Raw genomic sequence first — 14852 nt, forward strand, 5'->3', positions numbered from 1 at the left:
GTTTTAACTATCATAATTCTTTAAATAATAATCCTATGCAAATAAGCTATATTGCCCGTCAGGCTATACTGGACAGAAATAATCAAACAATTGGTTATGAACTATTATTTAGAGATAGTCCTGAAAATAAATTCCCTGAAATTGATCAGGATATTGCAAGCTCTAAACTGATCATCCAGAATCACTTTCAAAGTGATATACAATCGGTAAGCCTAGGTAAATTGGCTTTTATTAACTTTACCGAAAGGTGCTTAATCAACAAATATCCTTTGATGTTTGATAAAAGCTCAATTGTTATTGAGCTTGTTGGCCATCAATCAGCAACGCCACGTTTGTTAAATATCGTCAAATATTATTTTGATAAAGGCTATAAAATTGCCTTAACTGAATATGATTTAGATGAAAAGTGGGACATTTTATTTCCCTATATCGCGATGATAAAAATTGATACCGAAATCACTAACGCTAAACGCTTACGGCCAGTTCTAGAACGACTTAAACCTTTTGATATTAAATTAATTGCAGAAAAAGTTGAAACTAATTTTCAGCTACAGTCATTAGCTGAAGTTGGTTTTAATTATTACCAAGGTTTCTTTTATCATGAACCGGAAATTGTCGAAGGGCAAACGTTAGCTCCGATTAAATCTCAAATGCTGCATTTGATCAGCGAAACGTTTAACAAGCCATTAGATTTTGATCATATAGCAGAAATCATAGGACATGATGTTAATTTAACTGTTGGACTACTTAAATTAGTCAATAACGTGTCAACCGGCACGCGCGTTGAAATTACTTCATTAAAACAGGCTGCTGCATATTTAGGTGAAGATAAGTTAAAGCAATTTGTCACCGTTTTAGCGTTATCGAAACTCACCTCAGATAAAACCAGTGAGGTTTCGAAACAATCGTTGATAACTGCAAAATTAATGTCAAACCTTGCAAATGAAAGTGCCTTTGTTGAAATTAGCGACTTTGCCTTTATCACTGGCTTATTAAGTGCAATTGAAGTGATTTTGAGCATGCCAATAGATGAAATATTGAAAACTATGCCGCTAGCAAAACCTATTGAAGACGCCCTAGTAAACCACAGTGGTTTATTGGGTACTTTATTAGAGCTAACGACAAATTATATTACTGGTAATGGTGATAATATCCAACAATTGACCGAGTTTTATGGACTGGATGGCAACTTTATTCATAAAGAATTTGTCAGTGCCAGTAATTGGTGTAAATCCTTAGATATTTAGCTGAGCTGTTATGCGTTATATAAAGCGTATTTTTAATACGCTTTTTTACTTTTATAACTGGATATTCAAGATTATTAATCTCGGGTAAGTTTGTCTTGAGTACACTCTAAAAAATCATTCGCGTCATGGTGTTCATGTAGCTGTGTTGACAGCTCTCCCCAAGTTTTATATAACACCACGTTTAACTGCCGGCCGTTGGTCTATTTCTTTCGCCCAACGCATGACATTTTTATATGATCTAAGGTCTAAAAATTTTGCTGCATCATATAAACGATTTAATGCCAAGGCACCATACCAAGGCCAAATAGTAATATCAGCTATGCTGTATTCTTCACCACATAAGTAATGATTGCTCTCAATATGTTTATCTAGAACATCCAGTTGACGTTTAACTTCCATCGAAAACCTATCAATACAATACTCAAACTTTTCAGGTGCATAGGCATAAAAATGCCCAAAACCACCACCCAGATAAGGTGCACTACCCATTTGCTAGAATAACCAAGACATACAGTCAGCACGCTTTTCTTGACTGGGCAGAAAAGCATTAAATTTTTCAGCTAGGTAAAATAAAATAGCACCTGACTCGAATAGATGAATGGCTTGCTCATTGGTTTGATCGAGTAAAGCCGGTATTTTTGAGTTCAGATTAATTTCAACAAAACCACTGCCAAATTGTTCTCCTTGGCTAATATCAATTAAAAAAGCATCGTATTCCGCTTCTTTTATGCCAAGTGCCAGTAACTCTTCAAACATAATGGTAACTTTCACGCCATTTAGCGTTGCCAAGGAATAAAGTTGAAAAGGGTGCTTACCTTTTACTAATACTTTATCATGCGTTGCTCCAGAGGTTGGACGATTAATCTTTGCCCAGTTACCGTCATTGGTAGTGTTCCACTGCCATATTTTCGATGGTATGGATGATTTTTTCTCACTCATGTTATCTCCAATTGTTGAAAAAACTAGCTAAGTAATACGTTATGCGTAAACTTCAGTAAATGCTAATATTTCCCTAGAATTTTTAATAACTTATTACATTTGATTAAACTACTGCTATATAAAAAACCACTCAAAAAGCCTATATTATATTGAATGAATAAAATTGATTGTCTGTGTAAATGGTAGAAATAGTGTGAAAATAAAAGCAATGCAAAAACACTTCTTGTTTAGTGCAATATTGATTGCTGTAACGGGATGCGTAAATATAAATGAGCATAAAACAACGGCGCTAAAAGGTGAAAACCTTATTGCCCCACACGCTAAATTGTTGGCTGGTTGGCATATTACTATTGAAAATAAAGAAAACTATCATACCAGTATCTGGCAACATCCGACTGATGGTTTGAAAGATGCTTATATGGTCAGTGTTACTTTACCTGCACAAAAAGACATAAGATATTTTCGCCAAGTTATTGATCAACCTGGATATAGCTCTTGCATAAAGTTTACAACGTTAACAGTACTGTCTTCACCGAGCAGTGTTTACCCAAGTGAAATATGGCAAACCCATTGCCAAAAGAAAAACGGTAATGAAGCAAAAATATTACACCTTATGCTACAAGGGCAAGATAGCTTTTATCATATTCAAAAAATTTGGCAGGATAGTTTTAATGCACAAGAAATAATAGCTTGGCAAAATCGTTTTAAAGGAATGTATCTTTGTGACAGCAGGGTGGCTACATCAACTTGTCCTAAGATGATAAACAACTTGTAAGCCGCTATATAAAATAAGGCTTACAAGTTATTATGGCGACTCACGAATAAAAATATGACAAATAAACTTATCAATCTTGATCTAGTGTGTTGTTTTTATTTATGTTTTAATGAAAATAACCAAAAGCTATTAATCAACTTTACGACGTTTACCACTTTCAGCACGCTTTTTATTTTCACTTTGCACATAAACCGTATCCGTTGTTGCCATGCTTGCATGGCCTAGATCCTCTGAAATATCTTTAAGAGGGCGTCCACGCTCAATTTCCATACTTGCGCCAGTATGCCTTAACCAATGTGATGATGCTTCTTTTAGTTTTAGGGCTTTATTAGCACTTTCAGATACGCGCATATTTTCATAAGCTTGGTCGAAAACACTTTGTACTAAGCGCCTTAAATGTCGAGAAGTCATACCTCCTTGGCCACGTACTTTTTCAACTAAGATCGAGTTTTCATTACTAGAAGGTAAACCTAACAAGCCACGGGAAGCACGATAACGCTCTAAAAATGGCAGAAAATCAAGAGGAACGGTAATATCGCGGAGTTTTCTGCTTTTTCCAAAAACTTTTAGCCACCAATTTTCATCTTCATCTTGCCAAAAGTGGCTCATAACAGGAGACCAATTAGGTCGCTCAGATAATTCTGAAATTCTTAAAAACAGGGTCTTTAAAGCGGCAATAACAAATAAATTGCGTTCAAAAATAGGGTTTTCATCAGCCATTTCTACTGCAGTATCTAAAACATACTGCCATTGACTAGCAGTTAAGCGTTTAATTTCTTTAACTTGTGAGTCAATTATAAAGTGACGACAGTCTTTTTTAGCAATTTGTGCTGGGTTACCAACGCAAAAATCTTCAGACATTAAGTAATTATAAAAAGCGATAATCGCGGTAAACATCGATGTCAGCGTTTGTTGTGATGGACGATATTTTTTCTTATCAAGAATGTATTGCGCTTTTTGACTTTTGGGCGATTGAATTTTAAATGGAAACCAAAGTTCATTTGCTGATGAAAACCCATTGGTTATTTTAAAACGCTCTTGATTTGATGTGCCGATCCAAGTTACTGGTGGCTGCCAACAAAAGTCAGCATATTCTAGAAAGTCTGATTTACGTAATTGATCGATTGGTTTTTTCTTTGCAATAAATGACCATAAAAGAAAACGTTCAACGTCATTTCTAAATCTATCGTAAGTATGTTCAGATTTATTTCGTCCAATATAAGTAAGAAAAAGTTTTCCCCAATTAAATTGCTCAAGCCACCAAGGTTCGTTTGATGAAAATATTTTCTCCAACTCTGGATAATCTTCTAAATCAAAATCACATAGATCTAGGTATGGTGGATATAAAGGTACAGGCTTAGTTAATAACATTTTTATTTGAATTCTATCTGAAGATTCATAAGAAGCTAGTTTAATTGATTATAACTTCTATGTCCAATACTGAAGAGTATCGGACATAGTAGGGTGTGTTCATGATGTGGGCCTCTGTCTTGTGATTACCGTCAGATTTTAAATTCTGAAATTGCTATATAAAACCGTTTATCAGGTTTTTTGTTATCTGCGTAATTCTTAAATCTATTCTACTAAAATGCCAACTACTTTGCTCCAGGCAATGAAAATTTGTTTGTGTCTGCTACAAAAATCATTGCTCTCAGATATATTAAGTAACGTTCACTAATGTTAACGGAACTGCACGTGCTATCAGGTGTTCTTGTTCAAGTGCCAATTCATCTGCCTTCATAATCGTTATTAACTCTCTCATTTGTTTATTTTGGATAGGAATAATATCGATAAATGCACGCTGCTTATTGTATAAATCGGTTTGATTAAATGTGGGTTTACTGTGATTTAAAAAATCTAACGTTGGGAGTAATAATGTTTGTGCGTTCAATTCAACAGCTCCAATATGCAAACCTTTTGGATCAAAATCACCAAAATGTGCCCAACGCCCTTTGTATGTTTGTCTAAATGACTGAACCGCTTTAGGTGATGCTCTACTATCGCCTCTAAATACAATGAGCACCTTTTCAGTTATTTTAAAGCCGAAGTTAGCTAACTGTTCAGCGGATAGTGAAACAAATGTATCAAAGTTCTCTACACTTAATACCACGTCAATTTTTAATGTTAAAATATGGGATACTTTAAGGCCACGGTAACCACGTTCTATGGTTTTGCCATCACAGTACCTTAACTCAATAAATGGCGCTCTTGGTTTAGCAGACAAAGATTTAGCGCGATTTGATTTGGCGCTTAATTCAGTTTGAGACAGTGATTTTAAATCTTGGTATTTATCTGTTTTAAGATTTAAACCCATTTCTTTTTTGACTAACTCAAGCAATTGAACCCGATGTCCAGGAGTTAAACAAAATACGCCAATCCCCCGGATACCTATACCATAATTATCGTGAAGCATCTCCCAAAGCCTATTAACTGGCACCTCCGACTTTGCTTTGAGCACGACACTTGCCATGGAGATATAATTTTTTGCATTAATATCAAGCATTAAAACCTCTCAACAGTGAAGTCTTTTAACCGTTTTGTAGCATCAAATTTAGTTGCTGGGGCGTAAGACTCTGTTAACTTAAGTTGAGGGATTTTTGTATAACTAAGGTGCGCTAACATCATAAAGCCTGACGGATATTTTTGGTGGGACATTTCACGCTCCCAATAGTCAAGTACTGAAACATGACCATGCTTAGTTTCTCTAAGTAAGTTAGATAAATGTTGTTTTACTTCATCTTCTGCCTCTACTGATTCATCACTAACAGCTGAACCTTCAAACGCTGATGTATTGCCCAAAGCTACGACAAGACCTGTAATGTCTTTTCTTGGTTTTAATGTTGAGACTACTTCAGCAAGCGTATCAATATTTTGTTCATCATAAATGTTGGGACTGAGCGAATTATCACCACTGGTAACTGGACACCCTATTCTAAGCTCGATTAATTCTTCGTCACTGGGTTCATATGTTAATGTCGACGAACCGGCTTTAAAATAATTGTGCATTGCCCAGATCCGTTTAGCTTGCAGGTTCTGTTTTTCGATTTCCCAAAGTAAATGACGTAACCTAGGTAAAGCTAGCATGATATTTTCACGACAGTCAGTTACAGTATCGTATAAACGCTGTGCTAATAACCGACGTAAATCAGGATTTGATCCTGCTAATGAGTTCAGTTTTTGATAGTCTAAAACGGCGATTTTTCCCGTTAAGCGACCGAGATAATCAATTAAATACTTATTTTCAATGTACTTATCTTTGATTGACTCTACATGACCAAAGCGTGTGTTAAGTGCCATTTCCATTGATCGAACTTCATTGAACAATCCCTCTCGCATTTGAAATACAAGCTCGCGAATATCGTGAAGTCTTCGTAAGCGGTTTTCTTCAGAGCCATCAACGATTGCATTATTGTACTGATCTATTTTTAATTGAACCGTACTAAGCCACTCTTCAACACCTGGCGCCAATCTTCTATTAGCATCACCACGTCCAATGCGGTGTGATAACTGCATCAATAAACTAGAAGCAGAAAAACCTTCAGCTACATTACCCAATACAATATCCAAATGGGACAACTCAGAAAAGCTACCAGGAACTTTGTCAAAGTAAACTTCTTCGCCGGCATAAGAAATAAGTTCAGCCAAACGTTCGGCATTGGCTGAAATCGCCTTACCAAGTTTTTTAAATTGCTCTTCAACGTTACTCATATCACGAAGGTTCCCTGCTCTTCGTTATTTTCTTCATCAATGACTATGTTTTCTCTATCAATAATGAACTGCATCACGGCTTGAACATAATCATACTTGCCTGTAACTTGGTACACTAATTCATCGGCATTTTTACTAATCAATAAGCCTTCTTTGACCATTCGTTCGAATACGACTTGTAACTTTTCTAACGTGCCTTGTTTAGAGGTTTTAAATATCTTATAAGTCATCAATTGATTAAGTTGACGAACACTAGATTCGCTTTCAGTTATTACATTCAAAATCTGCGAAAAACGCATGGTATGTCCGGCCACCATCATGCCTATCTCTGGTTTAACTCGTGAGATAAAAACAAAGAACTCGACAATTGGTTCTAAATCGTCACGAATTTTTTCGAACTGCTTTCTACGCTCTGTTAAGTCTTTATTATTGCCATTATCTATCGAATCAATAAAAAATGCCCCTGTTCCATCAACACGACAAAGGTTTCGACCAAAGGGCTCTAAAGCTTTGTTAATTGCCATCTCACCTTCTGGTGTTTCTAAAAAGGAATATATCGGCTCATTTGTATAGGGGCAGATAAACATATTTTGGTTATATAGTTTTTCAAGAATATTACGAATATCCATTGACTTACTCCTCTAATACACTAGCTAATTTGTCGTGGATCGTTACTTTAGAGTCAGGGCCATACAAACTGTAACGGCGTTTGTTAGCACCAACCGATTCAATCATATAACAATTAGGGTAGTGCTGAAGTAACTCTGCACTTTCAACAGGTAGCGCACTAAACATTTTGATATTTTGCTTATCTAATATTTCGATCAGCTTACCAGACGAGTCAGTATCAATTCGCCCTAACTCATCGATACAGAAGTGAAGCTGAACACCATTGTCCGTACGCATCATGTTAATAAGGCCAATATACAGAGACAAAATAACTAAATAGGAGGTGCCATTGGAGCTGATATTTTCGATTTCATCATCCGTCTTAGCGATCTTCTCTTTACCATCTTCATTAAGAATAATTTCGAATTGAAAGCTTTTCTCAACATCCACACTTAATGTTTTGCTACCAAGCATATCGATTAGGTTTGCTAACTTCGCTATTAAATGATCGTCTGGCATTTCTGTGCCACTATGAATTTTCCAGCTGTCATGTTCTAGAGAATAACGTTCTAATACTGAGTAATAGGACAATGATCGCAGGTTGCTTGCAACAGAAATATCTAATTCACCAATTGCTTCAAACGGTTCTGCGACACCTTTCATTGCAGACGTCAGTTTACGTCCTAAACTATTTAGCGCCTCATGTGCAGCTTTAATTTGACTACTAAAATCTACAATACCCTGAGCAACAAGTAAGTACCGTGTTCTCAGTAAATCTGATTGAACTAGATGCTCACCATCCAGATACTCTTGCAGTAATGGTGCGCAGCCCCACCACATGTCATTAGTTGAATATATGCTTGCTTGTTCTGCCATAAGTCGGTCAAAAAACTTGAACGTTTGCGTACCAGCTTTACGATTAAATGTTTGTTTAATAATGTTAAACTTGGAACGTCCTTCAAGCGCATAGTCTGCATGATCTTTCGTTAATGAATTGAACTTCATACGACATTCTTGAGCATCCGCTGATTTAAATAAATGGCCACGACTGCTATCTGCTTCTAAATTAATCTTGGTGAACTCTCGCTCTAATCCTTGCATAATGTGAAGTTGTGATAGAAGTGCTTCTATCTGTTGCTCATTAACCTTCTTTTTATCTTCAATGATAGATTTTATTTCAGCTAGATTTTGTTTTTTCTTTTTAACTTCATCTAAGTGAGTCTTTAGCCTAACTTGTACAGTTTCAAGTTCTCGAGTTAACGGCGAATGTTTTATCCACTCTTTTGTCATGAACTTGTTGTAACGACCAACTCGTTCTCCTGCATTTCGTCCATCTCTATGTGCTTTTTCTGCTTTTTCCATCATGGTTCTAGCATTAATGATCGTCTGAGGGTTACAGCCCTGAGCTTCTAAGTCTACTTTTTCCTGAGAATCAAACTTACTACGTTTTTCATCTATCGCTATTTGACCATCAACCATCAGCTTTTCATATGAGGTCATTAATGTTTGATGTGCAATATTGATAGTTTCAATATTCGACTGGTGCTCACTATTGAGTGTTTGAAATTCTTTTACAGCATCTTGGCGCAAAGTCTTTAGTTCTGCATTAGCTTTAGCATACGCTTCACCAGCTTTACGGTGTGCTGCTTTCGTTTCTTCGGTGAACCGCTCTATCTCATCATTTTTTTTAAGATTTAGCTCTTTAAGCGCTACGTCAGTCTCTTTAATAAAATCTTCAATTGTTCTCTTGTTAAACTGTGCGCGCCTAAGATCCACCGTTAATTGTTTTACTTGCGTATGAGATTTTTGCAGTTCTTGTTCCAATGAGCCTAATTTACTTTCAATTTTAGCTAACTCTTCATCAAGAATAACGATACGGTTGGTAATACTAGACTCGTCTTTGATTTCAAGGTTTGGTATTGCTTCAAGGTTTAAACCCAATCCAAAGACAGTCTGCCCCCCTTCTTCAAAAGTAGGCGATAAGCCTTTCATAGATAAAAGTGTCGGGCTAATCACTTTGCCAATATTTTTTTCGAAGCTTTCAACATTTTCAGATAAGAAATCAAATAAGGTACCCGAGCCTATTCTTGATTGCAGGTCTTTTTGTTCTTCTTTCAGCTTAGCTCTTTTTTCACGTAGAGTTACACTTGCCGCTAAATTGCGATCATAAAGCTTTTGAGTTTCCATTTGAGCTGTTGTGAACTTTGAAAACTCAAGTACTGCTTCACCATAATCTCGCTGTCCCTGGTTAAGCTCATTATAAAGTTCAGTTAATTCAACTTCAGTTTTTTCCGTTGCCTTAATATTGTAAAGCTCAACTTCCAATTTTGTATGTTGCATCATCGTTGTTTTGACTTGCTTGTCAGCTGATTTGATCCTAGATTCCCACAGCCTTTCTAGATTTTTTCGTCTATCTTCAAACAATACACTCGCATCAGCTTTATCCTGATCGAGTTGAATCAATGAATTCGCTTTTAAATTATTAACATCAGAAACTAAACTCATTTTTTGGGTGTCTAAGTACGCCCGATGCTGCTCATAAAGATGAGTAATATTTTGATTGCCTTGCGACACTTTTTCGTAAAAGCTTTTGGCATCCTGTTCTGCTTTTCCTAACGAACCAACTGAGTTATGAAGTGCAATCAAATCGACTATTGGCCTAAAATTACGATCATCAGCTGAACCTTCTTCAAAATCTGATTTTTGTTGGACAATTATTGCAATTTGATGAGATAAGTTATTTTTTTGTTTGTATAGTTCTGTTTCTGTTTCATTGGTCTTTTCCAAATAATCACGACGTTCATTTCCAATGGCATTTAATTGGCCTTCATAATGTGTTGCCATCTCATTCGACTTTATAATGCTGTCACTCGTTTTTTGATTGACCTCATCACATCTAGCCTTAAGACCAGACAATTTATTTCCGACGGCAGTATAATCAGCCGATGTTTGCTTGAGTGCTAGCACAGTTTCTCTGCGTTTTTCCAAATCAATCCAAGCTTGGCGGTCATCGACCCACTCACTAACTTCTGATGCCTGATCATCTAATTTTAATATACGCCCAGCGATAGCGCCTTCTTGAATTAGCACGTTTGTTAAAGCATTGCGGATATTGGCTACCGATGCCTTACTCGCAAAGATGTTCGATAATACTCTTTCAATATTTTCAATACTTCCGCCATTTACAGGCAAGGAATACTTCGGTCGCAGACGTCTTATTTGTTCGGCATTCGCGCCTTTGCCGCGATACATTTTATTCGATTGAATAACGTTAGTGTAAGTATCAGAGCCTATAAGACTGGTTAATTCATGATTTTTAGCTTCCACTGCTACTCGTAACTGTTGAATATCTGCCAGCTTAGTTTGGCCATCTTCTTGATGTAAGAAAAAAGTTTTATCAAACGCCGTGTCTAAGAATTGATACCTGACTTGTCCCATTTTTCCTGAAACTATCACACAGTAAATTTTATCGCCTTTTTCATATTCATAAACAAGAAAACTGCTAGGATTAGGAAAGTAAAAATTAGCAAAACTTTCAAATGCACCGCCTTTAGCTTTTGCAATATCACCGGGTCGTGCACCATAAAACAACAACATAGCCCTAAGCGTTGTGGTTTTACCTGCACGGATTACGCCATTGAAATTTGTATGATCGCTCGTTGCGATTTCTACAATTTGCTCACGGCTGATATTATCAATAGCAATAAATCGAGTTAATTTAGACATGTAACCTCCAGCTTTACATATGCTTAATATTTTAATAGATTTCTTCTATCAAAACTGAATAAATCAAATAATTAAATAGTGAAATAGTGAAATGGACTATCTGCATCGTTACCTTGTTATATTACAGGAAATATCATGCAGACCTTGTTAAGCTTGCTCTCCTCCAAAACCTGTTAGGCCTAATGCGGTGTAATTTATCTACGTAAATGCAAGTAACAGTTATATTTATTCTTATTAAATATAACTGTTAGAAGCGGGAGTCATTTTCACAAGGAACTCCATCACTATCACCATCCATTTTAGTATTAGGACAATGTCTAGTAAAAAAATCAGCTTCAGCGCGAGATGTCATTTGACTGCAATGCTGCCTACCATCACACGTAAACTGTGTATTAGCTTTGCTTGGTAATTCAGTGATTGGCGTTGTCGTTGGATGCTGTGCCGGTGATGATACAGGCGAAATGTCTAATCGTTGATAGGCAAAAGCTCCAATAGCGATGATAACCAATAGCACAATTTTTTTACTTTTTGGTGCTGATGTATTTTTATGTACACGTGGGGTATATTTTGTGGAAGTCTTTGCTATCACTCCTTCAATACGGCAGTTAACCGCTCTTGTTTTTCCATTCGCTTGTTTTGCTATTTCAAAATAGATGAAGTCACCCTGTTTGGGTTTTCTACTCATAGCTTTTAATGTCGATATATGGATAAATGTGTCTTGGCTAAGGCCATTTGATTGAATAAAACCAAATCCTTTTTTATCATTCCAGCTCTTAAGTTGTCCTTTATACATCACGGTTCCATTGTTGATGCTATTTCAAGTGTATATTATTAGTCTATAAATCTAATATCGCATAATTACAGTAACTTATGTAGTACTAATGATAATCTAATCTTAGTAATACAAAAGACTTCATACCAATTATACCACTCAGTGAAGTTTAAAAGCTTTAGAAGCACAGGTTCACAGTTCCAGGCTGAACCTAAGTACATCCATATAGGTAAGACATTGATTAAAGATAATGGGTTATTCCCTTATCGAACAGTAACGCGGCCTGTAAGCCTTTTAAAATCAATCAAGGCAGATGCAGTGTTATACTTGTATTATCCAATTATCGTCTGATCTTCAATGCTATCAGCAAATTGCTTGATGCTATACCCGATCATCAAATAGTGTGCATGAGTTAATGCTGACGCTTTACTAAATAAATTTGACCGTCTTGTTTATATTTACGCAATGACCTTTAGAACAATTATTTACAACACTTAACAGCCCTTAAGATACTTAACATAAATTTGTAATAACTAAGGCTGATCTAATCTTGATAACTTGTAGTCATTGTTATTCATTCTTGTAAAATATGTTTAAATGAAATCAGTTACTGCGTTTATGCTAGTAAATATAATTTCTAATGCTTAGTTTATCATTTCTGGTGTCATTGATTTATTACCTGACTCGCTAATAAGGCTAACAGCGACTTAACTTTCAAGGCTATTATATCTATAGCTAACTCATGATCATAACCGCGATAGCCATGCGCTTTATATTAGGAATATTTTGAATTTACATCAGCTTAAAATTACCACTAGCACTATTTTTGCATTATTAGCATTTGCGGCAAATTCGGTATTGTGTCGAATGGCACTTGGTGAAAATACCATTGATGCCAGCAGTTTTACTGTTATACGCTTGTTTTCAGGGATTGTGATTTTGTTAGCATTAGTCGCCCTGACCAATAAACTCAATCCAAAAGTAAAACCAAAAGATAAATCTAAAACTGACAATGCCTCGAAAGGCAGTTGGTTAGCGGCCTGTATGTTGTTTATTTATGCCGTGGCATTTTCATTTGGTTATATTTCTTTAGATACCGGCACGGGTGCGTTAATTTTATTTGGTGCTGTGCAAATAACAATGATCCTCGCCAGTGTTATTTCCGGTAATAAACTTCACATATCAGAATGGTTGGGTTTAACTCTCGCTTTTACTGGCTTTGTATATTTAATTATTCCAAATTTAACCACGCCTTCACTTATGGGCTTTATATTGATGAGTATTTCAGGTGTGGCATGGGCATTTTATACTTTATTAGGACGAGGCTCTAAAAATCCATTAAGTGATACCAGCTATAACTTTTTACGTACTAGTCCTTTTATATTAGTGCTGATAATTTTTGGTTTTAGCAGTGCACATTTCACCTCAACCGGTATTATTCTGGCGGTGTTATCAGGTGCTATAGCTTCAGGCATCGGATATTTTATTTGGTATATTGCGTTAACCGGTTTATCGGTTACACAAGGTGCTGTAGTGCAATTATTTGTCCCGATCATTGCAGCTATTGGCGGGGTAATGTTTACTAGCGAGTTGGTTACATTACGCTTAATTGAATCATCCGGGCTAGTACTAGGTGGTATTTTAATGGTAATTCTTGGTCGATATTATTTTGTTCAGTTAGCGGCAAATAAAGTAAAAAAATAACATAATCAGATGAATAGCAGTGCTAACCGCGCTGCTATCTTATTGATTTTATCGTTTATTTACAGCCATATTAATTAAATTCTATGCTATTTTTATCAGTGCTCGCATTGGGGTAAATCAACGCTTTAGTGATTTTTCCATGCTGATGCTTAATGATAGGCTTATTTATATAGCCGTTAAATTTACCAGACTGCCATTGCGCTAATAAAGCTGAGTTATTGCTTAAATTGGCAATAAAGCCAGTCGATTTTTGTGACTTCACTTTCTTATTGTTTTGCTTAGTGCCAAGACTTTTTTCATCTATAGATTGCTGAATATAAAAGCTTTTTTCTCTCGTTGCCGCTACGATGCAGATCCTGTTTTCAGCCGCTCGCGCTAATAAACTATAGTTAACCTCAGATCGGGTTAAGCCCTAACCATAGCATTCTTCTCTACGTCACTAATATTAAGGGTTGGCTTATTTTCTTTAAGGCAATAAGCCACTAAACCTGCCAGTAAATTCAACATAAAACTATTAGGGCTACGATGACGCGAATGCTCTATTTGAGATATATTCTTCAATTGATCATTTATCGTTTCAATAATAAACCGTCTAGATAACATTGCTCTATCCCATAACGACATAGCTTTGGCTTTCATATTACGGCGCACGGTTGTTATCAAATCAACTCCTTTTTCCTTCAAACCAACTGTTAATTTTTTGCTTATATAGCCTTTATCTGCATATAACTTCCCTTTTAAGTTTTTAGCTAAGGCTAATACGGGCTTTGTGTCGTGAACATTGCCAGTAGTTAATTTAGCCTCAACTATTTCACCTCTAAAGTTAGTGACTAAATGTAGTTTGAACCCATAAAACCAACCCATTGTTCCTTTGCCCCGTTCGGCTATACCGTCAAATGTTTTATGTCTAGGAATTCTTAAGTTATGGCATACTTTTATGCTTGTAGAGTCAATAAACTCAATACCTGTAGACTCACCTTTAAGTATTGAAAAGTAGCTAGAAAGTGGAACGACCGCTTTAGGCATCACTTCTAAAAATCGAGTGTAGCTCAATAAGCTAGGGAAATGTGAACGATAAAACTTAGCAATATAACCTTTATAATAATTTTTAAAGTCGCGATGATTTGATGTATGAAAAGCAATTAATATAGTGATTATCTCACTCATAGCCATACGGCATGGACGATTTCGCTTGATACTTCCATCAGCAATTAATTGTTTCTCCCATTGTGGGATAAATACGCGACAAAAATCATCGACATCACAGAATATTTCAACTAGTTTATTCATGCCCGTTCCTTATTATCTTTCTGTTTTTTCTTGGTCGAAAGATCGGATCGTGGAACGGGCACTTAGTTCAATTTAATTAATT

General features: G+C 36.1%; 11 protein-coding genes and 1 pseudogene. 3 read left to right on the top strand and 9 right to left on the bottom strand.

The features are described from left to right. Positions 1 to 35 precede the first annotated feature (35 nt). On the top strand, positions 36 to 1247 hold the full coding sequence (locus FGD67_RS02730; RefSeq protein WP_257173587.1) for an EAL and HDOD domain-containing protein: 1212 nt from the start codon (positions 36 to 38) through the stop codon (positions 1245 to 1247). A gap of 74 nt (positions 1248 to 1321) precedes the next feature. Here FGD67_RS02730 and yghU read toward each other — a convergent pair. Further along, positions 1322 to 2186, bottom strand: a pseudogene (yghU, locus tag FGD67_RS02735) (glutathione-dependent disulfide-bond oxidoreductase). Positions 2187 to 2379: 193 nt separating this feature from the next. Here yghU and FGD67_RS02740 point away from each other — a divergent pair. After that, complete coding sequence (locus FGD67_RS02740; protein ID WP_257173588.1) at positions 2380 to 2961, top strand: hypothetical protein; 582 nt, start codon at positions 2380 to 2382, stop codon at positions 2959 to 2961. Between the two features lie 129 nt (positions 2962 to 3090). On the opposite strand, the gene FGD67_RS02745 is transcribed toward FGD67_RS02740, so the two are convergent. From FGD67_RS02745 to FGD67_RS02770, 6 genes are all read right to left on the bottom strand, one after another. Then, positions 3091 to 4332, bottom strand: coding sequence for a tyrosine-type recombinase/integrase (locus tag FGD67_RS02745; protein WP_257173589.1), 1242 nt, complete (start codon positions 4330 to 4332; stop codon positions 3091 to 3093). 289 nt (positions 4333 to 4621) lie between these two features. Beyond that, a complete protein-coding gene (locus FGD67_RS02750) occupies positions 4622 to 5464 on the bottom strand; it encodes a hypothetical protein (protein WP_257173590.1) in 843 nt (280 codons plus the stop codon). After that, positions 5464 to 6669: a hypothetical protein gene (locus FGD67_RS02755; protein WP_257173591.1), complete on the bottom strand. Its 1206-nt coding sequence runs from the start codon at positions 6667 to 6669 to the stop codon at positions 5464 to 5466. Before FGD67_RS02755 ends, FGD67_RS02750 begins: the two co-directional genes overlap by 1 nt. After that, the gene (locus tag FGD67_RS02760; RefSeq protein ID WP_257173592.1) at positions 6666 to 7298 is read right to left on the bottom strand and encodes a hypothetical protein; all 633 of its coding nucleotides are present in this window, start codon (positions 7296 to 7298) and stop codon (positions 6666 to 6668) included. The genes FGD67_RS02755 and FGD67_RS02760 overlap by 4 nt, the downstream gene beginning before the upstream one ends. 4 nt (positions 7299 to 7302) lie before the next feature. Further along, positions 7303 to 11004 carry an ATP-binding protein gene (locus tag FGD67_RS02765; RefSeq protein ID WP_257173593.1) on the bottom strand — a complete coding sequence of 1234 codons (3702 nt, stop codon included), beginning with the start codon at positions 11002 to 11004 and terminating at the stop codon, positions 7303 to 7305. Between the two features lie 247 nt (positions 11005 to 11251). Further along, positions 11252 to 11797: a cold shock domain-containing protein gene (locus FGD67_RS02770; protein WP_257173594.1), complete on the bottom strand. Its 546-nt coding sequence runs from the start codon at positions 11795 to 11797 to the stop codon at positions 11252 to 11254. 762 nt (positions 11798 to 12559) lie between these two features. On the opposite strand from FGD67_RS02770, the gene FGD67_RS02775 reads away from it, so the two are divergent. Continuing rightward, complete coding sequence (locus tag FGD67_RS02775) at positions 12560 to 13480, top strand: DMT family transporter (RefSeq protein WP_257175053.1); 921 nt, start codon at positions 12560 to 12562, stop codon at positions 13478 to 13480. A 70-nt stretch (positions 13481 to 13550) separates the two neighbouring features. On the opposite strand, the gene FGD67_RS02780 is transcribed toward FGD67_RS02775, so the two are convergent. Together FGD67_RS02780 and FGD67_RS02785 are read right to left on the bottom strand one after the other, a co-directional pair. After that, positions 13551 to 13742, bottom strand: coding sequence for a hypothetical protein (locus FGD67_RS02780; RefSeq protein ID WP_257173595.1), 192 nt, complete (start codon positions 13740 to 13742; stop codon positions 13551 to 13553). A 143-nt stretch (positions 13743 to 13885) separates the two neighbouring features. Next, complete coding sequence (locus tag FGD67_RS02785) at positions 13886 to 14770, bottom strand: IS982 family transposase (RefSeq protein ID WP_257172124.1); 885 nt, start codon at positions 14768 to 14770, stop codon at positions 13886 to 13888. Positions 14771 to 14852: the final 82 nt, after the last annotated feature.

The sequence above is a fragment of the Colwellia sp. M166 genome (assembly GCF_024585285.1).
Lineage (GTDB): Bacteria > Pseudomonadota > Gammaproteobacteria > Enterobacterales > Alteromonadaceae > Cognaticolwellia.

Coding starts and splice junctions, on each gene's coding strand:
- FGD67_RS02730 (WP_257173587.1), top strand. CDS start 36: ATGCAAATAAGCTATATTGCCCGTCAGGCTATACTGGACAGAAATAAT.
- FGD67_RS02745 (WP_257173589.1), bottom strand. CDS start 4,332: ATGTTATTAACTAAGCCTGTACCTTTATATCCACCATACCTAGATCTA.
- FGD67_RS02750 (WP_257173590.1), bottom strand. CDS start 5,464: ATGCTTGATATTAATGCAAAAAATTATATCTCCATGGCAAGTGTCGTG.
- FGD67_RS02755 (WP_257173591.1), bottom strand. CDS start 6,669: ATGAGTAACGTTGAAGAGCAATTTAAAAAACTTGGTAAGGCGATTTCA.
- FGD67_RS02760 (WP_257173592.1), bottom strand. CDS start 7,298: ATGGATATTCGTAATATTCTTGAAAAACTATATAACCAAAATATGTTT.
- FGD67_RS02765 (WP_257173593.1), bottom strand. CDS start 11,004: ATGTCTAAATTAACTCGATTTATTGCTATTGATAATATCAGCCGTGAG.
- FGD67_RS02770 (WP_257173594.1), bottom strand. CDS start 11,797: ATGTATAAAGGACAACTTAAGAGCTGGAATGATAAAAAAGGATTTGGT.
- FGD67_RS02785 (WP_257172124.1), bottom strand. CDS start 14,770: ATGAATAAACTAGTTGAAATATTCTGTGATGTCGATGATTTTTGTCGC.